At 73.9% G+C, this 24001-nt stretch carries 26 protein-coding genes and 1 pseudogene; 10 read left to right on the top strand and 17 right to left on the bottom strand.

All coding sequences use genetic code 11. The features are described 5' to 3' along the window. The first annotated feature begins 145 nt into the window (after nucleotides 1-145). The 7 genes from EDD40_RS37470 to EDD40_RS37440 all read left to right on the top strand — a co-directional run bounded on the left by EDD40_RS37470 (nucleotide 146) and on the right by EDD40_RS37440 (nucleotide 6339). A complete protein-coding gene (locus EDD40_RS37470) occupies nucleotides 146-988 on the top strand; it encodes an MEDS domain-containing protein (RefSeq protein ID WP_123748572.1) in 843 nt (280 codons plus the stop codon). After that, nucleotides 985-1929, top strand: a complete 945-nt coding sequence (locus tag EDD40_RS37465) for an anti-sigma factor RsbA family regulatory protein (protein ID WP_123747071.1) — start codon at nucleotides 985-987, stop codon at nucleotides 1927-1929. The genes EDD40_RS37470 and EDD40_RS37465 overlap by 4 nt, the downstream gene beginning before the upstream one ends. Nucleotides 1930-2241: 312 nt before the next feature. Beyond that, a complete protein-coding gene (locus tag EDD40_RS37460) occupies nucleotides 2242-3057 on the top strand; it encodes an alpha/beta fold hydrolase (protein ID WP_123747070.1) in 816 nt (271 codons plus the stop codon). After that, nucleotides 3057-4331 carry a PP2C family protein-serine/threonine phosphatase gene (locus tag EDD40_RS37455; protein ID WP_123747069.1) on the top strand — a complete coding sequence of 425 codons (1275 nt, stop codon included), beginning with the start codon at nucleotides 3057-3059 and terminating at the stop codon, nucleotides 4329-4331. Before EDD40_RS37460 ends, EDD40_RS37455 begins: the two co-directional genes overlap by 1 nt. Then, a complete protein-coding gene (locus EDD40_RS37450; protein WP_123747068.1) occupies nucleotides 4319-4642 on the top strand; it encodes an STAS domain-containing protein in 324 nt (107 codons plus the stop codon). The genes EDD40_RS37455 and EDD40_RS37450 overlap by 13 nt, the downstream gene beginning before the upstream one ends. 107 nt (nucleotides 4643-4749) lie before the next feature. Further along, complete coding sequence (locus EDD40_RS37445; protein WP_123747067.1) at nucleotides 4750-5979, top strand: serine hydrolase domain-containing protein; 1230 nt, start codon at nucleotides 4750-4752, stop codon at nucleotides 5977-5979. A gap of 108 nt (nucleotides 5980-6087) precedes the next feature. Beyond that, entirely contained in the window at nucleotides 6088-6339 is a 252-nt protein-coding gene (locus EDD40_RS37440) for a hypothetical protein (RefSeq protein ID WP_123747066.1), read from the top strand. 62 nt (nucleotides 6340-6401) lie between these two features. Here the strand turns inward: EDD40_RS37440 and EDD40_RS37435 are convergent, their stop codons facing one another. From EDD40_RS37435 to EDD40_RS44080, 3 genes and pseudogenes are all read right to left on the bottom strand, one after another. Then, a complete protein-coding gene (locus tag EDD40_RS37435) occupies nucleotides 6402-7163 on the bottom strand; it encodes a zf-HC2 domain-containing protein (RefSeq protein WP_123747065.1) in 762 nt (253 codons plus the stop codon). A gap of 142 nt (nucleotides 7164-7305) precedes the next feature. Next, nucleotides 7306-8511, bottom strand: coding sequence for an ATP-grasp domain-containing protein (locus EDD40_RS37430; protein ID WP_123747064.1), 1206 nt, complete (start codon nucleotides 8509-8511; stop codon nucleotides 7306-7308). Further along, nucleotides 8508-9673, bottom strand: a pseudogene (locus tag EDD40_RS44080) (pyridoxal-phosphate dependent enzyme). The gene EDD40_RS37430 and the pseudogene EDD40_RS44080 overlap by 4 nt, the downstream one beginning before the upstream one ends. A 678-nt stretch (nucleotides 9674-10351) precedes the next feature. On the opposite strand from EDD40_RS44080, the gene EDD40_RS42915 reads away from it, so the two are divergent. Beyond that, the gene (locus tag EDD40_RS42915) at nucleotides 10352-10651 is read left to right on the top strand and encodes an iron chelate uptake ABC transporter family permease subunit (protein ID WP_211348330.1); all 300 of its coding nucleotides are present in this window, start codon (nucleotides 10352-10354) and stop codon (nucleotides 10649-10651) included. Between the two features lie 336 nt (nucleotides 10652-10987). Here the strand turns inward: EDD40_RS42915 and EDD40_RS37410 are convergent, their stop codons facing one another. Both EDD40_RS37410 and EDD40_RS37405 read right to left on the bottom strand, forming a co-directional pair. Continuing rightward, complete coding sequence (locus EDD40_RS37410) at nucleotides 10988-12274, bottom strand: ArsB/NhaD family transporter (RefSeq protein ID WP_123747062.1); 1287 nt, start codon at nucleotides 12272-12274, stop codon at nucleotides 10988-10990. A gap of 183 nt (nucleotides 12275-12457) precedes the next feature. After that, complete coding sequence (locus EDD40_RS37405) at nucleotides 12458-12925, bottom strand: CBS domain-containing protein (RefSeq protein ID WP_123747061.1); 468 nt, start codon at nucleotides 12923-12925, stop codon at nucleotides 12458-12460. Nucleotides 12926-13228: 303 nt separating this feature from the next. Here EDD40_RS37405 and EDD40_RS37400 point away from each other — a divergent pair, with 303 nt between their 5' ends. Together EDD40_RS37400 and EDD40_RS37395 are read left to right on the top strand one after the other, a co-directional pair. Further along, nucleotides 13229-14182, top strand: coding sequence for a HAMP domain-containing sensor histidine kinase (locus tag EDD40_RS37400; RefSeq protein WP_123748571.1), 954 nt, complete (start codon nucleotides 13229-13231; stop codon nucleotides 14180-14182). A 2-nt stretch (nucleotides 14183-14184) separates the two neighbouring features. After that, complete coding sequence (locus EDD40_RS37395) at nucleotides 14185-14841, top strand: response regulator (protein ID WP_123747060.1); 657 nt, start codon at nucleotides 14185-14187, stop codon at nucleotides 14839-14841. Nucleotides 14842-14914: 73 nt separating this feature from the next. On the opposite strand, the gene EDD40_RS42180 is transcribed toward EDD40_RS37395, so the two are convergent. The 12 genes from EDD40_RS42180 to EDD40_RS37335 form a co-directional block, all read right to left on the bottom strand. After that, a complete protein-coding gene (locus EDD40_RS42180) occupies nucleotides 14915-15079 on the bottom strand; it encodes a hypothetical protein (RefSeq protein WP_170185351.1) in 165 nt (54 codons plus the stop codon). A 207-nt stretch (nucleotides 15080-15286) separates the two neighbouring features. Then, complete coding sequence (locus EDD40_RS37385; protein WP_123747058.1) at nucleotides 15287-15673, bottom strand: hypothetical protein; 387 nt, start codon at nucleotides 15671-15673, stop codon at nucleotides 15287-15289. 117 nt (nucleotides 15674-15790) lie between these two features. Then, complete coding sequence (locus tag EDD40_RS37380) at nucleotides 15791-16135, bottom strand: hypothetical protein (RefSeq protein ID WP_148089041.1); 345 nt, start codon at nucleotides 16133-16135, stop codon at nucleotides 15791-15793. Between the two features lie 122 nt (nucleotides 16136-16257). Continuing rightward, nucleotides 16258-17130, bottom strand: coding sequence for a universal stress protein (locus EDD40_RS37375; protein ID WP_123747056.1), 873 nt, complete (start codon nucleotides 17128-17130; stop codon nucleotides 16258-16260). Nucleotides 17131-17227: 97 nt separating this feature from the next. Continuing rightward, nucleotides 17228-17560 (bottom strand): monovalent cation/H(+) antiporter subunit G, encoded by a 333-nt coding sequence (gene mnhG, locus EDD40_RS37370; RefSeq protein ID WP_123747055.1) that lies wholly within the window; start codon nucleotides 17558-17560, stop codon nucleotides 17228-17230. Further along, entirely contained in the window at nucleotides 17557-17826 is a 270-nt protein-coding gene (locus EDD40_RS37365) for an MrpF/PhaF family protein (RefSeq protein ID WP_246038178.1), read from the bottom strand. Before EDD40_RS37365 ends, mnhG begins: the two co-directional genes overlap by 4 nt. Nucleotides 17827-17831: 5 nt before the next feature. After that, nucleotides 17832-18323 carry a Na+/H+ antiporter subunit E gene (locus EDD40_RS37360; RefSeq protein ID WP_123747053.1) on the bottom strand — a complete coding sequence of 164 codons (492 nt, stop codon included), beginning with the start codon at nucleotides 18321-18323 and terminating at the stop codon, nucleotides 17832-17834. A 14-nt stretch (nucleotides 18324-18337) separates the two neighbouring features. Then, nucleotides 18338-19720 (bottom strand): complex I subunit 5 family protein, encoded by a 1383-nt coding sequence (locus EDD40_RS37355; protein WP_246038176.1) that lies wholly within the window; start codon nucleotides 19718-19720, stop codon nucleotides 18338-18340. Then, nucleotides 19720-20181 carry an NADH-quinone oxidoreductase subunit K gene (locus tag EDD40_RS37350; RefSeq protein WP_123747051.1) on the bottom strand — a complete coding sequence of 154 codons (462 nt, stop codon included), beginning with the start codon at nucleotides 20179-20181 and terminating at the stop codon, nucleotides 19720-19722. The genes EDD40_RS37355 and EDD40_RS37350 overlap by 1 nt, the downstream gene beginning before the upstream one ends. Further along, nucleotides 20178-20642 carry an MnhB domain-containing protein gene (locus tag EDD40_RS37345; RefSeq protein WP_123748570.1) on the bottom strand — a complete coding sequence of 155 codons (465 nt, stop codon included), beginning with the start codon at nucleotides 20640-20642 and terminating at the stop codon, nucleotides 20178-20180. Before EDD40_RS37345 ends, EDD40_RS37350 begins: the two co-directional genes overlap by 4 nt. Further along, entirely contained in the window at nucleotides 20639-22927 is a 2289-nt protein-coding gene (mbhE, locus tag EDD40_RS37340) for a hydrogen gas-evolving membrane-bound hydrogenase subunit E (protein WP_246038174.1), read from the bottom strand. The genes EDD40_RS37345 and mbhE overlap by 4 nt, the downstream gene beginning before the upstream one ends. A 318-nt stretch (nucleotides 22928-23245) precedes the next feature. Then, nucleotides 23246-23941 (bottom strand): helix-turn-helix transcriptional regulator, encoded by a 696-nt coding sequence (locus tag EDD40_RS37335; protein WP_123747049.1) that lies wholly within the window; start codon nucleotides 23939-23941, stop codon nucleotides 23246-23248. Between the last annotated feature and the right edge of the window lie 60 nt (nucleotides 23942-24001).

Here is a 24001-nt window from a genome sequence, read left to right as displayed (position 1 = left end):
CCCACGTCACCGAGGTCCGGTCGCACCACCGCTGCCGGCTGTCGCGAGCACCGTCCCCACGGGGTTATCCTCCCTTCGGGGGATGCGTCGATGACACACGCCCGACCGCGGCGACGTCCGCCGCGAGGAGTGTTGAGGTGTGCGGATGCGCAGGTCCGGGTTGGTGGAACACGTGCGTGGCTTCGGTCCTGGCGACCACGTCTGCTGGCGGTACCGCGACGTGCGCGAGTTCCGCGACCGGGCCCGGGAGTTCCTGTCCGAGGGGCTCGCCCTGGGCCAACGGGTCCGCTACCTCGGCGTCGGTGACCCCGACGCCCTGGTCGAGCACCTGAACGGGATCGACGGGATCGACGAGGCGCTGCTCACCGGCGCCGCCCAGGTCGCGTCGCTGGACGCCGCGTACCCCGTCGGCACGGTGATCGAGCCCGCCGCGCAGGTGCGGACCTACGCCGGGGCGACCGAGGCGGCGCTGGCCGCCGGGTTCACCGGCCTGCGCGTCGCCGCGGACTGCACGCCGATGGTGCGCAGCCCGGAGCAGCTGGCGTCCTTCGCCCGCTACGAGCACCAGATCGACCACTACATGGCGGGACGGCCGTTCTCGGCGATGTGCGCCTACTCCGCCACGGAGGTGGACGACGACGCGTTCGCGCAGGTCGCGTGCATGCACCCGAACACGAACACGTCCTACCCCGGATTCCGGTTGCACGCCGCCGGCGACCGCACCACCGTCCTGAGCGGCGAGGTCGACTCGACCGACGGCGACCTGTTCCGCCTCGCGCTGCGGCGGGCCGACCCCCGCCCCCGCGACGGGCAGCTGGTGTTCGACGGCGCCGACCTGACCTTCCTGGACCACCGAGGCCTGCTGCACCTGGCCCGGCACGCCGCCGGCCGGGGCGCGTCCGTCGTGCTGCGCACGTCCTGGCCGGGCGTGTCGACGCTGGTGGACCTGCTCGACCTCGCCAACGTCCGAGTGGAGCCCGCCGCGTGACGATCACCCACCTCCCGCCCCTCGGCGACTTCGTCCACCCCGCGGTGTTCTACGCCTCCGACGAGGAGTACCTGGCGCTGCTCGTGCCGTTCGTGACCGAAGGCCTGGAGCAGGGCCACCCGGTCGCCGCCTCCGTGCCCGACGGCCGGTTGCGGCTGCTGCGCGACGCGCTGGGCGACGCCGCGGACGACGTGCTGCTGCTCGACATGGAGGTGGAGGGCCGCAACCCGGGCCGGATCATCCCCGCCGTGCTGCGCCGGTTCGCCGACCGCCACCCCGACCGGCACGTCCGGATCATCGGCGAGCCGATCTGGGCCGGGCGCACCCACGTCGAGTACCCGGCCTGCGCCCAGCACGAAGCGCTGATCAACCTGGCCTTCGCCGGCCGGGACGTCACCATCGCGTGCCCGTACGACACCTCCTCGCTCGACGAGCACGTCGTCGCCGACGCGCTGGCCACCCACCCGCTGGTGTGGGAGGCCACCCGCCGCTACGACAGCGCCCACTACGCCCCCGACGCCGTCGTCGACCGCTACAACCAGTCCTTCGACACCGCTCCGGACGCCGCGACGTTCGAGGTCGCCGGCACCTCCGGCGCCCGCGACGCCCGCCGCTTCGCCACCGGGCAGGCGGTGCGCCTGGGCCTTCCCGCCGAGCGGGTGGCCGACCTGGTGCTCATCACCACCGAACTGGTGGTCAACGCCCTGCGGCACACCGGCGGCGGGTGTGAGCTGAGCATCTGGCAGGACGGGACCCACCTGGTCTGCACCGTCCGGGACGGCGGGCACCTGACCGACCCGCTCGCGGGCCGCCGACCGGCCGCACCCGACCAGGAAGGCGGTCGGGGCCTGCTGGTGGTCAACCAGCTCGCCGACCTCGTGCGCACCCACACCTCCCCGCACGGCACCACCACCCACGCCTTCCTGCGCGTCACGGGCTGAACGTCGGCGGCCCGAAGGCCGACCCGCCGGGGACGAAATGTGCGGTCCCGCCCCTCCGGAATGCGCACGGAAAGTGTCATCGACATTCTTCACCGCCCGGCGCACCACCCCTCCGGTCACCGCGCCGATCCGTTTTCGCGATCCGGATCACGGATTCGCGCCCGGTCGGCCGCAGGTGGAATCGGAGAAGGTGGTCCGGGGTGCGGCGAATCGTCGTGGGGGCGGCGGCGGGCCGCCCGGCCCGGTTGATCGCGTCCGGCCGGGCACGTGCCGCCGGCCGCCGCGCCCGGCGCTGGTGGAATACTGCCGCGGGTGGACGTGCTGAACAGGAACAACGTGACCGTGTCGGGCCCGGTGGACGGCCGCCCGGTGGTGTTCTCGCACGGTTTCGGCTGTGACCAGAACATGTGGCGGCTGGTGGCCCCCGCGTTCGCCGACGACCACCGGGTGGTGCTGTTCGACCACGTGGGCGCCGGGCGCTCGGACCCGTCGGCGTGGCAGCCGCAGCGCTACTCCTCCCTGGCCGGCTACGCCACCGACGTCCTGGAGATCCTCGACGAGCTGGACCTGCGCGACGTGGTGTTCGTCGGGCACTCGGTGAGCGCGATGATCGGCGTGCTGGCCGCGAACCGGGACCCGTCCCGGTTCGGCGCGCTGGTCCTGGTCGGCCCCTCGCCCCGCTACGTGGACGACGGCGACTACCGGGGCGGGTTCAGCGCGCAGGACATCGAGGAACTGCTGGACTCGTTGGACAGCAACTACCTGGGCTGGTCGGCGACGATGGCGCCGGCCATCATGGGCAACCCCGGCCGCCCGGAGCTGGGCAGGGAGCTGACCGAGAGCTTCTGCCGCGCCGACCCGGACATCGCCCGGCACTTCGCGCGGGTGACGTTCCTGTCGGACAACCGCGCCGACCTGGCCCGGGTGAGCGTGCCGACCCTGGTGCTGCAGTGCCGCGAGGACGTCATCGCCGCCCGGGAGGTGGGCGAGTTCGTGCACCGGAGCGTCCCGGGCAGCGAGCTGGTGGTGCTCGACGCGACCGGGCACTGCCCCAACCTGAGCGCGCCGGAGGAGACGACGAAGGCCATCCGGGGGTTCCTGACCGGCCAGGGGAGCACACGGCCGTGATGTGCCCCGCCGGGACCGGCCTGGGTGATGCCGACGAGCCCGGCGAGGACGGCGACCCGACCGTCCGCGAGCCGCGGGTGGTGTTCTCCTCCCTGCTCGAGGACGACGCCGAGGAGCTGTACGACAACGCGCCGTGCGGTTACCTGTCGACCCTCATGGACGGCGAGATCGCCAAGGTCAACGGCACGCTGCTGGGCTGGCTCGGGTACCGGCGCGAGGAGCTGGTCGGGGTCAGGCGCTTCACCGACCTGCTGACCGGTGGCGGCAGGCTCTACCACGAGACGCACTACGCGCCGATGCTGCGGTTGCACGGCGAGGTCCGCGAACTGGCCCTCGACCTGGTGGCCGCCGACGGCCGCAGGCTGCCCGCCCTGGTCACCGCGAAGGTCAAGGTCGGCGAGGAGGGCCAGCCGCTGCTGGTGCGGGTCACCGTGTTCGACGCGCGCGAGCGCCGCGCCTACGAGCAGGAACTGCTGGCCGCCAAGCGCGAGGCGGAGCGGGAACGAGAGCGGTTGGCGAAGCTGACCGGCACCCTGCAACGCACCCTGCTGCCCGACGCGCTGCCCGACGTCGACGGCGCCGAACTCGCCGCGCACTACCACGTGGCGTCCAGCGACCAGGTCGGCGGCGACTTCTACGACGTGTTCCCGCTGGGCGGCGACCGGTGGGGGTTCTTCCTCGGCGACGTGTGCGGCAAGGGCCCCGAGGCCGCCGTGCTGACCTCGCTGACCCGGTACGCCCTGCGGGCCGCCGCCGTGCGGGACCCCGACCCGGTCGTGGTGCTGACCACCCTCAACACGGTGATGCTGCAGCAACGCAGGCCCGGGGCGCCGCGGTTCTGCACGGTGATCTTCGGCCTGCTCGAACCGGACGGCGACGGGTTCGCCGTCACCATCGCGGGCGGCGGGCACCCGCCACCGCTGGTCCTGCGCGCCGGCGGCGAGGTCGACTTCCTGGCCACGCCGGGCGGCCAGCTCGTCGGCCTCCTGCCCGGCGCCCGCTTCACCCGCGCGAGGACCCGCCTCGGTCCCGGCGACGTGGTGGTCCTCTACACCGACGGCCTCACCGAGGCCCGCCGCGCCGACGGCGCCATGCTGGAGGAGGAAGGCTTGGCCGAGGCCGCCGCCACGATGACCGGCAAGGACGCCCCCACCGTGGTGGACCTGCTGGTGCGGCTGTTGACCGACTGGTCGCAATCCCCTTCCGACGACACCGCGATCCTCGCGATCGGCAACCCCGGCGCGGCCTCCCCGGAGGCACGGTGTTCCACCTGACCGCGGCCACCGACGGCGACGTGCACACCATCGCCCTGACCGGGGAGCTCGACCACCGGTGCACGCCGCGGTTGCACGAGGCGCTGACCCGGCTGCGGCTCGTCGCGGGTGATCGCCTCGTCCTGGACCTGGCGGAGCTGACCTTCTGCGACTCCAGCGGGCTCACCGCCTTCGTCGTCGCGCACGAGCTCGCCGCCGGCGCGGTCGACCTGCTCAGCCCGCCCGCGAAGCTGGTCAGGATGCTGCGCACGACCGGGCTGGCGGAGCTGTTCACCATCCGCGGCGCCGACCAGGGCCGGCCGATCCGGTGAGACGCCGCCGTGTCGGCGGCGGTGTCAGGGCGGTGGCGGCCCGGTGTCAGGGCGGCGCGTGATCGTGGTTCCACCGAGCGAGTCGGATCCACGGGAGGAACTGCGCCATGACGAGCACTGCGGGACCGGGTGTCGAGGACGGTTGGGGCGAGGTCGCCGACGTCTTCCGGGCGAACTTCGAGGGCGAACCCGGCGAGGTGGGCGCGGCGTGCAGCGTCTACGTGGACGGACGTCCCGTCGTGGACCTGTGGGACGGCCTCGCCGACCGCGCGACGAACCGACCGTGGACGGGTGACACCGTCGTCCAGGTCGCGTCCACGACGAAGGGCGCGACCGCGATCTGCGCGCACCTGCTGGCCCAGCGCGGCCTGCTGGACCTCGACGCCCCGGTGACCCGGTACTGGCCGGAGTTCGGCGCGAACGGCAAGGACCGCGTCCTGGTCCGCCACCTGCTGTCGCACCAGGCCGGGCTGCCGGTCGTCGACGGGCCGCTGACGTTCGAGCAGGCGTGCGACTGGGACCCGGTCATCCGCGCGCTCGAAGTGCAGGAGCCGTTGTGGGAGCCGGGCGCCGAGCACGTCTACCACGCCGTCACCTACGGGTTCCTGGTCGGCGAGGTCGTGCGCCGCGTCACCGGCAGGTCCCTCGGCTCCTTCTTCGCCGAGGAGGTGGCCGCGCCGCTCGGGTTGAGCGCCTGGATCGGGCTGCCCGAGGAGCACGAGCCGCGAGTGGCCGCCTTCGAGGACGCCGCGCCGTTCACCTTGGAGGAGCTGCTCGCCGGGATGATCGCGACGACCGGGCTCGACGCGGACACGGTCACCAGGTGGGTCGAGTCGATGTGGAGCCCGGACGCGGTCCAGATGCGCGCGGGCGTGCTCGGCGGCGCCATGGACCCCGCGACCGGGTACTTCCGGACCCGCGCGTGGCGCGCGGCGGAGTTCCCGGCCGCGAACATGGTCGCGGACGCGCGGTCGCTGGCCCGGATGTACGCCGCCACGGTGAGCGAGGTGGACGGGGTGCGGCTGCTCGACCCGGCGACGGTCAGGACGATGACCGCCGTCCAGACCGACCGGAGCCGGATGTACGGGGTGCCGGCGGGGCTGGACCTCCCGGCCGAGCGTTCGTTCGCCATGTCGCTCGGGTTCTGGCGCGCCTGCCCGCCGATGCCCATGGCCGGGCCGGGGTCGTTCGGCCACCCGGGCTCCGGCGGGTCGATCGCCTTCGGCGACCCGGACGCCCGGGTCGGCTTCGGCTACGTCACCAACCTGTGGAACTACCGGCCGGACGACCCGCGGGCGGCGAACCTCGCCGCAGCCGTCCGGTCCTGCCTGGGGTGACGGCTGCCGCGGGTGGCGGACGGGCTGCCACGGCGTCGGCCGCGGTGCGGGCGGCGCCCGGTACCCTTTCCCCATGACGGGCACCGACACCGCAGCGGACCGCTGGTGATGGCGGTCGTCGCCGGCGTGCTCGCCCTGGTCCTCGTCGCGGGCTGCGGCTGGGTGATCGGGATGGGCGGGGTCGGCGACCTGGTGGCGAGGTTGACGCCGCTGGGGAAGCTCGCGGCGTTCGGCGGCGTGCTGGTGCTGGTGGCGGCCGCGGCGTGGACGGCCGGGGCGGCGGTGGGACCGGTCGGCGACCCGCCTGCCTCGGTGGCGCCGACGTCCGACCACAGCGGTGACCGCGGGCACGGTGGGTGACCGCGGCGTCGTGGTGGCTGCCCATCGGGGTCCCGGAGGGGTGAACCGGTCGGGGACGACGGTCAGGCGGCCCGTTTCCTGCTGACCGGCCGCAGGTGCCGCAAGCCGCCGTGCGGGCCCGGGTCCTGTCCGGGGTCGAGGTCGTCCGCGTCGTCGTCGACGTCGAGCCCCGGGTCGTCCGGCAGGACCTCGGTGGGCGTGCCGTCCTCGGGAGCGCGGTGCGTGCGGCGCACGACCACCAGCAGCGCCAAGCCGAGCAGCAGGAAGGCGTGCGACGTGATCCGGGGAAGCGCGACCGCCCCGGTGACGAGGTCGTTGACGGAGAACGGCACGAGCACCGCGACGAACGCCGCGACGACCGGGAGCACCCCGACGACCGCCTTGGGGCGCAGCGCGGTCCAGAGCAGGCCGAGGCCGAGGGCGAGGTTCCACGCGGTGCTCTCGTTGAACAGGTGCGTCGACGTCTGACCGGCGCCGGGGTGCCCGCCGTGGACGGGGATGCCGGTCACGCCGAACACCTGCGCCATCCCGAGCGTGAGCTGGACGACGGCGGTCCCGGCCAGTCCCATCCGCCAGTACCACCCACGCGTGGACCGCGACACCGGCGGTGTGACCGGGGTGGCGGCGAGCACGGCCGCGGTCAGGTCGGGCACCTCCGCCGCGGGGCGGACCCGCAGGCCCCGGGTGAGCGCGGCGGCGTCCTCCCGCCACCGCCGGCAGCGGGAGCAGGAAGCGAGGTGCGCGTCGGTCTCCTCGGCGGGCACGGGTTCGGCTTCGCCGTCGGCGCGCGCGGAGAGGGCTTCGCGGCAGGTGTCGCAGTCCACGTGGCGATTGTCCCCCAGAAGTCGCCGGAAGTTCCGGTTCGCCGACGCGGTCGCGGGCCGGTCGGGCTCGCGGGGCCGTGACCGCGCCGGGTGGTGGCAGTCCGTTCCCGCTCCCGCCGCGGCGGGAGCGGGCGTGAACGCCTCACACCGCCGCGTCGACCCGGCGCCCGGCCCGGACCACCGGGATGATCCCGCCCGCGGCGGCCTGGGCGCGGTGCAGGGCCAGTTCGGCGGTGGGGGCTTCGGCGAGGACGATGCCGGTGCAGGAGCGCTGGTCGGTCAGGTGCTCCAGCACGTCGCCGGGACTCGCGGTCGGGTACCACTCGGGGTGGCCTGGCAGGTCGGCCAGCCGCTCCAGGCCGGTCCACCCCTCCAGCACGCCCGCCTCGCGCGGGTAGAGCGCCACGAAGCCGGTCGCGACGCCACCGCCCGGCACGCCGTCGAGCAGGTCCGGCCGGGCGCCGAGGGCGACCTGGACCATCGCGTCGTAGGCGTTGGCGCCCAGCGCGCGGCACAGCGCCTCGCCGACCAGGGCTCCGCCGATGCGGGCGTTGATCTCGACGACCTCGGGGCCGTCGGCGGTGAGCACGAACTCCGTGTGCGCGAACCCGCGCTCGTGACCGGCCGCCGCCAGGACCCGGCCGATCCACTCCCCCAGCTCGGCGAGGTCGGCCGCCGGGAAGGCGACGGGGAAGGACGCCGCCTCCTCCCGACGCGCGGGCTCGGGCGAGAGGACGCGGCTGAGCACGCCCAGCAGCCGGGTCTCGCCCCGCCAGGAGATGGTTTCGGCGCTGTAGAGGGGACCTTCGAAGTACGGTTCGGCGATCAGGCGGCCCTTGAACGGCGTCACGGCAGCCGCCAAGAGGGCGGCGTCGCGCTCGGCGGGGGTCCGCACCAGCCACACCGCCCGGGATGACGTGCCCGCGGAATCCTTCAGCACCAACGGGAACACCGCGGTCGTGACCGGGTCGAGCGGACCGCTGCGGCTCAGGCCGCGCTCGTTCAGCCTGGCCCGGACCGCGGCCTTGTCCCGCAGCACGCGCACCGAGTCGGGCGACGGACCGGGCAGTCCCAGCCGGGCGGCCAGCGCGGCTCCGGGCAGCGCCCACGTGTCGGTCGAGCTGATCAACCCGGCCAGGTCGCCCATGCCACCCAGCACCCGCTCGCACGCGGCGACGTCGGTGGTGTCGACGTCCACGACGCGCAGCCGGTCGCCGCAGCGGGACAGCTCGTGGGTGTAGATCGAGCGGTCGCCCGTCAGCAGCACCAGGTCGTGCCCCGCCGCGCGGGCGGCGTCGGCGATCCGGCCGAGGCCGAAGGTGAGGGCTTCCAGCAGCACGAGGGTCATGGCACGGGGTCCTTCCGGCGTTCCTGGGTGGGGACGATCGGTCCGTGAGGGCGTCGTGCCCGGTCCATCGCGACCCACGGCGGGGCCAGGTCCTCCAACGAGCCGATCTCCACCGGCGCGAGCGAGGCGGGGTCCAGCGCCTCGCGGTGGCGGTTGAACACGCGTTCGGTGTAGCGGTGGCCGGTGTCCGCGCCGATGACCACGTGCGTGCGGACCGGGTCGCGCCGCGCCTCCCGGGACGCGGCCAGGTGCGCGGCGCCGGTGGACAGCCCGGCGAACACGGCGTGCCGGCGCATGAGGTCGACGGTGGCGGCCGTGGCGTGCTGGAAGGCCGCCAGTGGGTGCGGTCGTACAGCTCGTGGTGGACGTTGTCGAAGTGGATGGCGCTGCCGATGCCGGCGATGATCGCGTCGGGGTCGGTGAAGCGCTCGCTGCCGAACGTGACGCTGCCGAAGGGCCGCACGCCCACCAGCCGCACGCGCGGGTCGTGCCGGCGCAGCGCGCGGGTGAGCCCGCCGGTGGACGCGCCGGTGCCCACGCTGCCCACCACGGTCAGGGGTTCGCCGGGCAGCGCCCGGAGCAGCGGGTCGGCCAGTTCGGCGTAGCCGAGGTGGTGCACGGGGTCGTGGTACTGGCGCATCCAGTGCACGTCGGGCCGGTGGGCCGGCAGCTCCCGGACCCGCGCCACCCGCCTGCTCTGGTCCAGGCGCAGGTCGTCCGAGGGCGGCACCTGGTCCACGGTCACGCCCGGGATCTCCAGCTGGGCGCGCATGGTGTCGTTGACCGTGGTCGAGGCGACGATGTGGCAGCGCAGCCCGTAGCGGTGGCAGACCGGCGCGAGAGCGAGGGCGTAGATGCCGCTGGAGCTGTCCACCACGGTCTGCCCGGGGCGGACCGCGCCGATGGCGACCAGGTGCCGGACCGCGCCGAGGGCGGCGTAGACCTTGAGGGTCTCGAAGCGGACCAGCACGGTGTTGGGCGTGAGCCGGATCAGCGTCGGCGCTTCGATGGCGTCGGTGACGTGCTCGTGGACCGGCGCCGCGGCGTCGTGCTCGAGCACGGTCCTCACCTGCCGATCGGGCGCGGGCAGCGGGTCGTGCCCGGTGTCGCCGTCATGCGTTCCGGGATCATGGTCGAGGCCCTTCGGGTGTGGTCGCGTCATCGAGCGCTCCAGTCCTACTGGTCGTCGGGAGGACTCCCCCGGTTCCCGGGCCGCGCGGGAATCACGACCACCGGCCTTCCGCGCGATCGCGGGAACCGGACGCCGACGCCGCACGACTTCCAGGTGGTGGCCGGTTCCACGCCGGGGGGAGGGACGGGGTGCGCGGTGTCGGGTAGTGGCACGGGTGTCGAGGGCGTGACCGAGGACGGGGTGGCGGCCCGGACCGCGCCGGGGCGGCGCCCCCCGGTCCCGCTGGCGCGTCGGGCGCGTGGCCGGGTTGTTCGGGCTGCTGGTCCTGCTGTTGCCGGGCGCGTCGTGGTGATGCTGGTCGCGCAGGGCTCGATCGCCATCCCGGTCGGCGAGGTGCTGCGCATCCTGACGGGTCGGGGCGCCGCGTCCGAGGTCGACCGCACCATCGTGCTGGACGCCCGGCTGCCCTGCTCGGCGTCAGCTCCGGGGCGGTCCTGGGCGCCTCGGTCGTCATCCTGGGCACCGGTGGCGTGGGCCGGCTGTCGGGGTTGGGCGTGGTCAGCCAGCTCGGGGTGACGGGTGCGGCGGTCGCGGGGGCCGCCGTGGTGCTGCTGATCGCCCTGGGCATCGCCCGGCGGGTCGGCGACCCGGTGGTGGTCCTGGTGGTCGGGGTGATGCTGGGTTACCTGGCCGGCGCCGTGGTGCCGGTTGCAGGCGCCGGCCACGTTCACCCGCGGCTCGGTGCGCAACGCGACGTGGACCGAGTTGCGGGTCGTCGCGGTGTCCTGCGGCGTGGTGCCGGCGCTGTCGGTGTTCCTGGCCCAGCCGCTCAACGCACTGCTGCTGGGCGAGCGGTGCGCGGGCAGCCTGGGGATCGACGTCCGGCGCGTCCACTTCCTGTCCCTGGCGGGCGTCGCCGTGCTGTCCGGGGTGATCACCGCCTTCTGCGGCGCCATCGGCTTCGTCGGCTTGGCCGCACCTGGCGCGCGGGCTGAGGCGCACCGCTGAACTCGGTGACCGCGTTCGTCGGCGCGCCGGTGATTTTCTGGGTGCTGCTGTCCGGTCGGGCGAGGGGGCAGGCGCGGTGACCGCCAGGGCCGGAGGCGATGACGCGCCACCCGGCGTGGGCCACGGCGTCCGGGTCGAGGACCCGGCAGGTCGGGGCCGCGGGCGGCGGCACGGGCGGTGGCACGGACGCCGGCTGGTGCGGCGACGACCTGATCGGCCTCACGGGTGCTCCGGGCGGGTGGTGGCTCGGACCGGCGGCGGACGACGCCGTTGCCCGAGTGGTCGTCCCCGAGCCGCCGCCGGTTCCCGTGCCTCACCGCTGCGGGTGAACCGGTGTCACGTGAAGTAGCGCAGCCAGACGTAGCCCCAGGCCATCACGGTGCTCAGCACCGTCACGACGATGCCGTACCGGGTGAACTGCCAGAAGCTGATGTGGTTGCCGGTGCGCGCGGCGATGCCGATGGCGACGACGTTGGCGCTGGCCGCCACCGCGGTCCCGTTGCCGCTGAAGTCCGCGCCGAGGGCGAAGGACCACCACAGCGCCTGCCCGGTCGCCGGGTCCGGCACCTCCGCGACCATGCCCTCCACGACGGGGCTCATCGTGGCCGCGTAGGGGATGTTGTCGAAGAAGGCGCCGAGCACGCTGGAGCCGAACAACAACGCGGTGGCCGCGACGAAGTAGTTGTCGCCGACGCCCTGCACCGCCCAGCGGCCGATCGTCTCGATCACCCCGGTGTGCACGAGTCCCGCGACCATGACGAACAGGCCCATGAAGAAGGCCAGGGTGTGCCACTCGACCTCGCGCAGGACGTCGCCGACGTCGGCCTTGGTGGCCAGCATCATCAGCCCGGCGCCCACCAGGGCGACCACGGCCGGGTCGAGGTGCAGCACGGAGTGCAGGCCGAACCCGACGACCACCACGGCGAACACGGCCAGGCACCGGCGCAGCATCGCGGGGTCGGTGATGGCCCGGCGCTCGTTGAGCGCCATCACGGCGGCCACGTGCTCGGGGTGGTGCTGGAACGACTTGCGGAACAGCACCCGGGTCAGCAGCACGAACACCACGAAGATGACGACCACGATCGGCGCCATGTGCACCAGGAAGTCGGTGAACGTCAGCCCGGCGCGACTGCCGATGATGATGTTGGGCGGGTCGCCGATGAGCGTCGCCGCGCCGCCGATGTTGGACGCGAGCACCTCGGCGATCACGTAGGGCTGGGGCGCGATGCGCAGCCGGTTGCAGACCACGATGGTCACCGGGACGACGAGCATGATCGTGGTGACGTTGTCGAGGAACGGCGACGCCACGGCCGTGATCGCCATCAGCATCACCATCAGGCGGTACGGCTTGCCCTTGGCCTTCTTGGCCGCCCAGATGGCGAGGTAGTCGAAGATCCCGGTCTGCTTGACGATCCCGACGATGACCATCATGCCGAACAGCAGGAAGATGACGTTCCAGTCGATGCCGGCGTGCTCGGAGAAGAACACCTCGGCGCCGGGGATCAGGCCCAGCACGGCCATCGCGCCCGACGCGATGAGCACCACCTTGAGCTTGTCCGCCTTCTCCGTGGCGATGAAGAAGAACGCCACCAGGAAGATCGCGAGAGCGAGGACGGCGCTCATCGGTCACGACCCGGGGGGCCGGTCCGGCCGTCGGCGTGGCCCGAGCAAGCGGTGGGTTCGCGGCCTGGTGATGGTGTGGTCGCGGCACTCGGGCACACGGAAGGCACTCTCCTAAGTGGACGTGGTGAAGCGCACCCGCGTGAGGGCGCGGGTGTTGGGGGACGGTGGTGCGACGGGGTGGCGTCAGCCGTCGCCGGGGGTGGCGCCGAACACCGCCAGGCTGGTGATGAGGCGTTCCAGCGTGACGGCGCCGAGGAGCGCTCCGCCCGCGTCGACGACCGCCACGAGCGGGCTGTGCAGGCGCGCCATGAGGGCGGCGACCTCCAGCAGGGTCGCGTCGGCCCGCGCGGTCACGGGTTTCACCGGTCGCCGCGGCGCGCAGTCGCCGACCGTCAGGTCGCCCGACTCCAGCCAGAAGCGGTCCGCGTGCGGTTCGTCGACGGCGCGCGCGAGCGCCGGGTCCTCCTGGTAGGCGCTGGGGACCACCAGGCGCAACACCTGGGTGCCGGGCAGCACCATCAGGGGTCGCGACCGCTCGTCGACGACGATGAGGCCCGGCAGGCGGCTCACCGCCATCACCCGCACGGCCTGCGCGACCGGATCGTGGACGGTGACCGTCGGCACGTTCACCGCGATATCGCTAGCGTGCATGGAACCAACCTGTTCGGCGTGGCGGCGGAGGTGGGCCTGCGGCGTTCTGCCGGCCGCGTCACCGGGAACGGGGGCCGCGTGCGGTCGTGCGAACGTCGGAGATCCCGATCCCACCACGGCTTGCACCCCTTCCACCCGGCGTCGTGAACCGTCCGCACCAGTCTGCGAAGCGCGCGGTGACGGCACAATCGGTGCTGACACCCATCCGGGGGCGGTGGTGACGTGCACGTGGCGAATGGGTGTCACCCCGGATGGACAGGCGCCGGACCACCCGGCAGCCTGGGAGCGGAGGAGGCCGTGACCATGTCCCTGTTCTGGCGGATCTTCCTGCTCAACGCCGTGGTGCTGGTCCTGGCCGCGGCGGCGCTGCTGCTCGGGCCGGTCACGGTGTCCACTCCGGTCCTGTTCACCGAAGCGGTGGTCCTGTCCGGCGGGTTGGCGGTGATGCTCGTCGCCAACGCCGTGCTGCTGCGGGTGGGCCTGGCCCCGCTGGACCGCCTCACCCGGGCAATGACCACGACGGACCTGCTGCGCCCCGGTCCGCGTCCCACGCCCACCGGGCACGGCGAGATCGCGCGTCTCATCAGGACCTTCAACACCATGCTCGACAGGCTGGAGGCCGAGCGCGGCGACAGCGCCGCCCGCGCCCTGTCCGCGCAGGAGGCCGAGCGCAGCCGCGTCGCGCGGGAGCTGCACGACGAGGTCGGCCAAACCCTCACCGCCGTCCTGCTGGAGCTCAAGCGGGTGGCCGACCACGCGCCGCCCACCGTGCGCGACGAGCTGCGCCAGGTGCAGGAGACCACCCGGGGCGGCCTGGACGAGATCCGGCGGATCGCGCGCCGGCTGCGCCCCGGTGTCCTGGAAGAGCTCGGGCTCGTCAGCGCGCTCAAGGCGCTGACCACCGAGATCGCCGGCCACAGCGGCCTGTCGGTCCGCCGGCGGTTCGACGGCCACCTCCCCGACCTCGGCAACGAGGTCGAGCTGGTCGTCTACCGGGTCGCGCAGGAGGCGATCACCAACGTCGCGCGACACGCGAGCGCCGGCCACCTCGACCTCACGCTCAGCCACGACCGCGACCGCGTGGACCTCCGCATCCGCGACGACGGTCGCGGCCTCGGCGACTCGGCCGAGGGCTCGGGCATCCGGGGCATGCGCGAACGCGCCCTGCTCATCGGCGCCGGGCTCACCGTCCACTCCGAACCCGGCGGTGGCACCGAGGTGCGACTGCGCGTGCCGATCCCCACCCGGAGCAGCTGACCATGCCGAAGCCACCGACCCGCGTCCTGCTCGCCGACGACCACGCGCTGGTCCGCCGGGGTGTCCGGCTGATCCTGGACGGCGAGCCGGACCTGACCGTGGTCGCCGAGGCCGGTGACGGCGCCGAAGCCATCGAGAAGGCCCGCGCCGAACGTCCCGACCTGGCCATCCTCGACATCGCCATGCCCCGGCTGACCGGGTTGCAGGCCGCGCGGGAGCTGTCCCGCCTCCAACCGGACCTGCGGATCCTCATCCTGACCATGTACGACAACGAGCAGTACTTCTTCGAGGCGCTCAAGGCGGGCGCCTCCGGCTACGTGCTCAAGTCGGTCGCCGACCGGGACCTGGTCGAAGCCTGCCGGGCCTCGATGCGCGGCGAGCCGTTCCTCTACCCCGGCGCGGTCACGGCGCTCATCCGCAACTACCTCGACCGCGCCCGCGACGGCGCGGACATCCCCGACAAGGCCATCACCGACCGAGAGGAGGAGATCCTCAAGCTCGTCGCCGAGGGCCACTCCTCCAAGGACATCGCGGGGCTCCTCGTCATCAGCGTCAAGACCGTCGAGCGGCACCGGGCCAACCTGCTGCAGAAGCTCGGCCTGAAGGACCGGCTGGAGCTCACCCGCTACGCGATCCGCGCCGGTCTCATCGAACCGTGACGGCGGGCCGACCCCGCCGACCCCGCCGAACGAAGTCGGCGGGGTCGGCGGGGTCGCCACGAGCACCCGCGCTCTAGGCCACGGCCATGTGCGCGAGCGCCAGCAGGGCACCGGGTCCGGTCAGCACACCGAGTCCCAGCGCGCCGTAGAGCGGCTTGTCCTTGACGAACATCCCCACCATCAAACCGACTGCCGCCAAGACCATGGCGACGAGCAGAACGAGCACGACGAAGTACATGTACGGGTCCTCACGGGAGCTGCGGTCGTGCGGGCACGCGTCGACCGGCGCCACCGGCGGTGGCGCGCGACGAGCCCGGCACGGGGAGGCGACACGACTCGAACAGCCCGCGCGCGTCCACCGCGCCACCCCGACGGGGAGGTGCGCGACGGACGTGGCAGGGCGGTTCGGCTCCGGCCCGGCCGGATCAACCCCGGCTCGGCCGGATCACGCGGTCGGGGGTGCCCGGCTCGACTGCGGCGTCGGCTCCCCGGCGCCCGTGCCGGTGCGGTCGACCTCCCGGGCGGTCGGCGGTCCCGGACGGGTGCGCGCACCCGGCACGGGCGAGTGAGCGGCCCACCAGGTCTCGGGCACCGCCGTGTTCGGCGCGGACCGCGCCGCCATCGACAACCGCAGCCAGTCGTGCAGGTCGTCGCTCATCGACGGTGAGGCCGACGCCGACTCCCCGAGCACCGCTGCCCCGGGCCGCGACTGAGGTGGCGGCCCGGCGGTTCCGCCGCCGGTGTTCGGCGCGACGCCGGCGCTCACGCCGAGGAGCACGAGCAGGAGGGCGAGCAACAACCCGAGCCGGTCGGTCTTCTCGACTGCTCGCACTCGCCTGCCCCCCTTCACCGCATCGACGCGCTCTTCCGAGGTGCGCACAGCCTACGTGCTGCCGGGGGCGTCACGGCGCGCGTTCGCCCCGGGCCGGTGAAGAGCCCGTGCGCGGGCTCACGGCCAAGGAGCGGACGAGCAGGAGAACGAGAACGTGTCGGCGGACGCGCCGGTGCTGTCGGTGACCGTCGCGGTCAGGGACAGGTAGGTGCCGCCGCGGCACGACTGGTAGACGTAGGACATGTTGTCCGAGGCGGGCATGGCGCTGCCGTTCTTGGCCCAGTTGATGGTCGTCGGGCCGACCGCGCCGGACACGAGCACGTCGCAGAAGTAGGCGTTGCCGCCGGTTTCGCACAGCACTTGCACGGTCGGCGCGGCGGATGCGGTGGGCGCGGCGGCCAGCAGGGCCGCGCCACCCAGGGCCACGACGACCGCGCGTAACGACTTTCCTGTTCGACTCACGGAAACCTCCAGGTCAGCAGGGTTTCGTCACGCTACCTCCGGTGGCCGGGCGCCGCGATCCGCCACGACGGTGACCGTCCGGCTCGAGGCGGCTTTCTCCGCGTGGGCGAGGACCCGTCCGCTCAGTCGACGGGGACGACCAGCACGTCGCACGGGGCGCCGCGCATCGCATGCCGGCTCACGCTGCCGATGAGCGCGCGCCGCAGCTTCGCTCCCTGCTCGACACCGACCACGACCAGGTCCGCGCCGCGGCGGGCGGCCAGTCGCGAGATGACCTCTTCGGGCCGTCCGGGTTCGACGAGGATCTCGGAGGGCGCGGGCGTCAGGTCTTCGGCCAGCCGCTCGACCTCGGCACGCGCCGGGGCGAGCTGGCCACCGCGCAGCTCGTCGATCGCGTGGTCGTCGGCGCCGTTGAGCCGCAACAGGTTCTCGCCCAGGATCGTGACGGCGTGCGCCAACGCGTATCGCGTGCCGCGGGTCAGCGCCAGGCCCAGCTGCGCGGCCCGGAACGACCGGCTCGACGCGTCCACCGCCGACAGCACCGTCGAGTGCTCCGGGGTGTCGCCGCCTTTGACCAGGAGCACCGGCACCGGGCTCACCTCGACGACGAGCTCGGCGGTCGAGCCGAGGAAGGCGCCCCGCAGCCAGTGCGCGCCGTGGGCGCCCACGACGACCAGGTCGGCCTGGTGGCGCTCGACCTCCGAGGCGATCACCGAACCGACCGCCCCGGTCACCAGGGCGGTGTCCGCGGGCACCGGCGCGTCCCGCACCAGTCGCCGCAGCTCCCGGTCCGCGGCCTCCGCCAGCTCGTCGGCCAGACCTCGCGGCACGACGTGCACGACGGTGACGCCCGCGCCGTGGCGCCCGGCGATCCCGAACGCGCGGCGCAGCGCCACGGTGGCGCCCTCGGAGAAGTCCGTGGCCACCAGGACGTGCCGCACCGGCCTCGCCGCACCGCCCGGACCTTCGTCATCCCCGTGCCGGAGACCGGCCATGCGGCCATGGTCCCACCGGACGGCCGGCCGGGCGACCGGTGACCACAGAGGACTGACGCCGGCCGGCCCGGTCCTCGGCGTGGCCGCGGGAGCTCCGCTACTCCCCCTCGCCGGCGGAGCGGCTGCCGGTCCCGCGTGCGTCCCGGTTGCCACGGCGGTGGGCGGCTCGGGCTATCGCGTGGCCGGCGACCGGCGAGGTGAGCGCGACGAAGGCGATCGCGAGCAGGGCGAAGGTGATGATCGTCGCGTCCTCGGTGGCGATCGAGGAGGCGAGGATCGCGACCACCCCGGGCCCGGCGGCCAGTCCCTGCGCGTGCAGCTGGCTGTAGGTGTCGGGCAGCCGCAGGACGCCGACGAGGCTGATGGTGAGCAGCACCAGGCCGATCAGGAGCAGTGCGCCGCCGACCACGTCGAGCACGATGGAGATCACCCGAACGGCCCTCCCGAGTCGAGGTAGCGCGCCGCCGCCACGGTGGCGACGAAGGACAGCAGGGCGAGCGCCACCGCCGCGTCGAAGTAGTACGCCTGGCCCCGCAGCTGGGACAGCAGGGCCAGCAGCGCGATGACGATCACCGCCAGGAGGTCGAGCGCGACCACGCGCTGGAGGGCGTCACGGGCGCGGACCAGCACCAGACCACCGGCGACCAGCAGCAGGGTCACCCAGAACAGCGCGGGGATGATGACGACGGCGGGCACGGCGGTCAGGGGAAGACCCGGCGCTGGCGCCGCTCGTAGGAGTGGAGCTGCGCGGCGACCACGGCCTCGGGGTCGCTCGCGTCGAGCACGTGCAGCAGCATCCGGCCACGCTCCTCGTCGAGCTCGACGACGACGGTGTCCGGCACGAAGCCGACCCGCACGCCCCAGGCCGCGGCCGAGACCTCGCCACCGCGGGGGATCGGGACCTCGACCAGTCCCGCCGAGGCCGGGCCCCGGCCCACCAGGCAGGCGGCGGTCCGCCAGGTGCCGACCGCCAGGTCGACCAGCGTCCCGCCGAGCAGCGCAGGCACCCCCGCGAGCCGGCGGCCCAGCGGCAGGGTCGACGGCGGTGGTTGACGCGGGCGGACCCTCCTGGACACGACGAGGACCAGGGTCGACAGGACGAGCCCGACGAGGACGTCCCCGGGGTGCAGGCTGGTCAGGGCCAGCAGGTAGATCGAGGTGAGCACGACGACGCGGAGCAGCATGGCGGGCATCCGGACCTCCGTTGTCATTGCGGGTCTACGGCCAGCAAGGCGTCCACCGCGTCCTTGCTGAGCAGGAGCAGCGGCTCGGGCCACAGGCCGGCGGCGAGCACCAGCAGCGCCGACACCGCGGTGAGCAGCCGCTGCGGCAGCGGGCTCGCCACGCCGGTCGCGGACGGGTCGGGCCGCCAGAAGCTGCGCTGGTAGACCTGGAACAGGTAGACCAGCGAGAGCGCGCTGCCGACCACGAGCAGCACCACGAGAGCGGCGCTGCCGGCCACGATCGCGGTGCGGAACAGCTCCAGCTTGCCGATGAACCCGGCCGCCGGCGGCACACCCGCCACGCTGAGGGCCCCGACCGCGAACGCGGCCGCGACCAGCGGGCCCCGCACCCCCGAGGTCAGGAACAGCAACGCCTTGTTCAGCGAGTTGACCACGCTGTAGAGCACCGCGGCCACCAGCCCGACGGGCCCGCCCACACCCAGCGCGACCAGCACGTACCCGACCTGGCCGATCGCGGAGTAGGCCAGCATCTCGGCCGCGTCGCCACGCGCGACCGCCAGCACCCCGCCGTAGACGATCGACGCGGCGCCCAGCACGACGAGCGCGACCCCGGCGAGCCGCAACTGCTCGGGGAACAGGTCGACGCCGAAGCGCAGCAGGCCGTAGGCGCCGATGTTCGCCACCGCGCCGCTGAGGATCGCCGCGACCGCGGGCCGGGCGCCGGCGTAGACGGTGGGCAGCCAGAAGTGGAAGGGGAACAGGCCGAGCTTGACGCTGAAGGCGATGAAGAACCCGGCCGCGATCAGGATCGCCGCGTTGGGGTTGACCGCGAGCACCCGCTCCGCCACCTGCCCCATCGCCAGCGCACCGGTGACGTGGTACGCGCCGGCCACGGACAGCAGGAAGACGAACGAGCCCAGCAGGTTGACCGCGGTGAACACCACCGCCGCCCTCAGCTGGCGCCGCTTGCCCCCGTAGGCGCTGAGCGCGTACGAGGCGGTCATCGCCAGCTCGAAGAAGACGTAGAAGGAGAACACGTCGGCGGTGACGAACAGGCCGGTCAGCCCGGCGCCGAGCAGCACGACCAAGCCGGGGAAGGTGCGCGACCGCACCCCGCCCACCGCCTCGTGCGCGGCGCCGGCCAGCAGCACGAGCAGCGAGAGGAGCGCGAAGGCGACACCCAGCGCGTCCGCGCGCAGCACCACGCCCACCCCGGCGGGCCAGCCGCCGGTGACGACCTGCCGGGCGTCCCCGCCGAGCACGTCGGCGGCGAGCACGCCCAGCACGGCGAGGGTGGCCGCGAGCGACGCGACCGCGAGCCAGGCGACCACCCGCCGGCGGCCGTCCAGCGCGACGAGCACGGCGCCCGACACCCAGGGCAGCAGGAGGGCGGTCGACAGCAGCATCAGCGGCCCCGCTCCCGCCCGGCCCGCCGCTCGTCCTCCGGGCGGATGTCGTCTGGACGGGTCTCATCTGGGTGGGTCTCGGTCTCCTCGCGGTCGGCCTGCCGCTGCCGTTCCAGCCCGGCCTCGTGCTCGGCCTCGGTCGCCGCCAGCTCGTCCTGCTCGGCGGTCCGGAAGACCACGACCGCCCGGTGCACCAGCGCGAGCAGCAGCGCCACCGTGGCCAGCCCGATGACCAGCGCGGTCAACGCCAGCGCCTGCGGCAGCGGGTCGCTGACCGCATCGCCCGGCGCCACCGCGATCGCCGCCCCGCCGCGGCTGAGCGCGGCGGCGATGATGGTGACGACGGCGCACTGCGAGATGAGCATGATGCCCGCGACCATCCGGATCAGGTCGCGCTTGAGCAGCAGGTAGGCGCCGGAGCCGAACAGGACGGCCGCGGCGAGGGCGAAGGCGAGGATCACCGCCGGACCACCCCCAGCGGGCGGCCGAACTGGTGCAGCAACGTCGTCAGCACCCCGATGACCAGCAGGAACACCCCGAGGTCCAGCAGCAGCGGGGTGAACAGCTCCAGCGCGCCGACCTTGGTGACGTGGTCCCCCGGGGCGGGGCGGTGGGTCACCGGCGCCTCACCGAGCAGGAGGGGGAAGAACCCGCTGGCGAGGGCGAGGAGCAGGCCGCCGACCGCGAGCTTCGGCGCGTGGCGCAGCACCGGCAGCGCCACCTCGGCGTCCTCGGCGCCGAGGGCCACGTAGACCAGCGAGATCGCCAGGCCGACGATCACCCCGGCGGCGAACCCGTCGCCCACCTCGGCGTACCCCTTGACGATCAGCGCCGCCGCGACCACCAGGCTCGGGCCGGGCAGCAGCCGGGCGACGACCCGCACCACGGGGTCCGTCGGCGCTTCGTCGCCCCCCGCCCTCACCACAGCCGCCCCCGCCGCATCAGGGTGGCCACGCCGATCACCGCGACCAGCAGCACCGTGATCTCGACGAGCGTGTCCAGGCCGCGGAAGTCGGCCACGATCACCGTGACGACGTCACCGCCGTGGGCGGTCGGGGTGAGCCGGATGTGCTCGGCCGAGACGCTGTCCGCCGCCGGTTGGGACAGGAACCCCCACACCGAGGCGAAGACGGCGAGCCCGGCGACGCCACCGGCCAGGGGGTCCCGCCAACGCCTGCTGGGACGGGCGGGGACGACCGCGTCCCGCGCCGCGTCCCCGCCGGGCATCCGGGCCAGCGCCGCGAGGAACACCAGGGTCAGCATGGTCTCGACCACGACCGCCACCAGCGCCACGTCCGGCGCCCCGACCAGCGCGTACACCGCCGCCAGCGCGAAGCCGACCACCGACAGGGCCAGCGCCACGGCCAACCGGGAGCGGGACCGGGCGATCACCACGGTCGCGATCACGGTCAGCGCCAGCAGCGGCAGGATCAGCCAGTCCGCGCCCGCGACCGCGCCGACGTCGTACGCGCCCGCCGTCGGGGTGGCGGCGAACGCGAGGCCGATCAGCAACCCGGCGGGCACCAGCACCGCGGCGATGCTGGTGCGCAGGTCCCGCACCTCGCGGTCGTGCAGCGCGGCCGACAGGCGGTCCAGCGCGTGCAGTGCCGCCTCGTAGATCCGCCGAGGCCCCCACCTCTCCCCCGCGACCGCGGCGACCCGCGCGACCCGGTCCGCCACCCGCGGCGCGAGCAGCAGCAGGCCGCCCAGCGCCCAGGCGGCGACCGCCATCAGGTTCTCCGGTCGGGCGTCGAGGTGGTACGCCGGGGAGAGCGTGACCGGCCCGCCGGTCGAGACGCGGGCCGCGTCACCGGCCAGCCGCGCGAACGGCGCCACGACCAGGCCCCCGAACAACGCGATCGCGGCCAGGACGACGACCGGGGCGACGAGCAACCCGGACGAGGCGCCGACCTGCCCGCGCGGCGGGCCGAGGAACAGCACCAGCCAGAAGCGGCCGATGTAGGCGAACGTCAGGGTCGCCGCGACGACGGCCAGCGCCGCGGTCACCGGACCGTGCCGCAACGCCGCGGTGAACAGCAGCTCGTCCTTGAAGAACCCGATCGTCAGCGGCAGCGCGGCCAGCGTCGCGGACGCCACGCCGGCCGCCGCCGCGAGCACCGGCGCGCGGCGGCCGAGCCCGCCCAACCGGGACAGCCGGTCTTCCCCGGTGGCCATCGTCACCGCGCCGGCGGTCATGAACAACGCGCTCTTGGCCATGCCGTGCGCCAGCACGTAGAACGCCGCCGCGCCGTTGCCCTCGGCCCCGCCGATCCCGTACAGCATGACCAGGTAGCCGTACTGCGAGATCGTGGAGTAGGCGAGGACCTGCTTGAGCACGTCCTGCCGCAGCGCCAGCACCCCGCCGACGACCACCGACGTCGCCCCCACCACCACCAGCCCGGTCAGCACCGCCTCGCTGCGGGCCAGCAGCGGGTGCACGCGCCCGATCACCAGCACACCCGCCGCGACCATCGCCGCCGAGTGCAGGTAGGCCGACACGGGGGTCGGCGCGGCCATCGCGCGCGGCAACCAGAAGTGCAGCGGGACCTGCGCGCTCTTGGTCAGCGCGGCCACCGCCAGCAACGCGGCCGCCGCGGTGGTCGTCGTCGACGGGCCGGCTCGGGCCAGCAGCTCCGGGATCGAGAACGTGCCGTGCGCCGCGTAGAGCACCACCGCGGCGACCAGCATCGCCACCGCGGCCACCACCGTGACCAGCAGCGCCATCAACGCGGAGGCGCGCGCCCCGCGCTCGGCCCGGTCGAAGCCGATGAGGAAGTACGAGCACACCGCGGTCAGGTCGAAGAAGACGAACACCAGCACCAGGTCCTGCGCGGTGGCCAGGCCCACCATCGCCACCGCGAACAACGCCATCCACGGCCAGAAACGCCACCGCTCCGTGGCGGAGCGGCGCTGGTGCTCCAGGTGCAGGGTCAGGTAGCGGGTGCCGTAGGCGAAGACGAGGGCGCCCACACCGGTGGCCAGCAACCCGTAGAGCACGGCCAGCCCGTCGAGCGCGAAGCTCAGCCTCAGGTCCAGAGTGGACGCCCACGGCACCGAGAACGCGCCGCCGCCGGCCAGCCACCCGAGCAGGCACAGGGCGAACCCCGCCGCCGCGGCCGCGCACGCCAGCCACCCCTGCCAGTCCGCCGCCAGTCCCGGGTGCCCGTCCTCCTCGCGCGTCGCCGCGGCACCGTGAGTGACGACCACGGGCAACTCCTCCAGCCGGACGTCGACTTCTCCGCAACGTACGGGATCGACACCGGATCCGCAGACGGGACGAGTCCACTTGGGACACCCGATCGGGCGAGTCCGGCGGGCCGACCGGTGATCACGCCTTCCTTCGCGCGGCGCTCGGCCGCACGACCCCCGGACGGGTTAACGTGGTGTGGATTACCAACCATTACGAAGTAGTTGGTATTGCCAACTACCTGTCCGACGACCTCCCTCGACGGCGGCGGCTACCCGGAGGCCGCCGCGGCCTTCACCGGCGCGCCGACACCCGACACCCGCGAACCGGGCGGGTGGTCACCGCCCCGACAGCGGTTCGAGGCGCACGCAGCAGAGGTCCGGGGCCGGGTCGAGGTGGGCCGCGAGGCCGGTGTCGCCGACACCGCGGAGGAGCCCGTCGACCAGGTTGAGGTTCATCCCGCAGACGAGCCTGGTGTGGTCCCGGGCCAGCGCGTGGAACGGGCAGTTGGCCAGGACCACCTGGTCGCCGTCCGCGCGCGGCTCGAACCCGTGCGACTCCAGCACCCCCAGGAACACCTCGGCCGCGGGCCGGTCGCCCCGGGACTCGCCGGCGAGGCGCCCGAGTTCCTCGCCGAGCAGGCGGGCCCGCCGGTCGAGGACCGGCCGCACCGGCCGTTCGGACTGGTCGGCTTCGTCGATCGCCGCCGCGAGCAGGTGGCCGGCGAGGTCGTAGCGGCGTTCCGGCAGCGACACCGCCACGTGGCGCCGCGACCGGCTGTACAGCTTGGCCGGTCGACCCGCCCCCGGTCCGCTGCGACCGGTGCGCCGCTGGTGGGTGACGTCGAGCAGGTCCTGCTCGACCAGCTGGTCGAGGTGGAACGCGACCGTCGCCCTGGGGATGCCCAGGGCGACGGCGACCTCGTCCCGGCTCACGGGCGCGGATTGGCGCACGACGTGCTCGTAGAGCCGGCGCCGGGTCGGCTCGTCCAGCGCCGCCACCGCGGCCACGCGCCCCGCAAGCGTCTCGTCCACCCCCACATTCTAAAACAAACTCCGGTTGACGAAAACTCGCCTCCCGTTCTAACGTCAGCA

The sequence above is a fragment of the Saccharothrix texasensis genome (assembly GCF_003752005.1).
GTDB lineage: Bacteria > Actinomycetota > Actinomycetes > Mycobacteriales > Pseudonocardiaceae > Actinosynnema > Actinosynnema texasense.
Note: the sequence above shows the minus strand (reverse complement) of the source record. Positions and strands in the feature narration are given on the sequence as shown.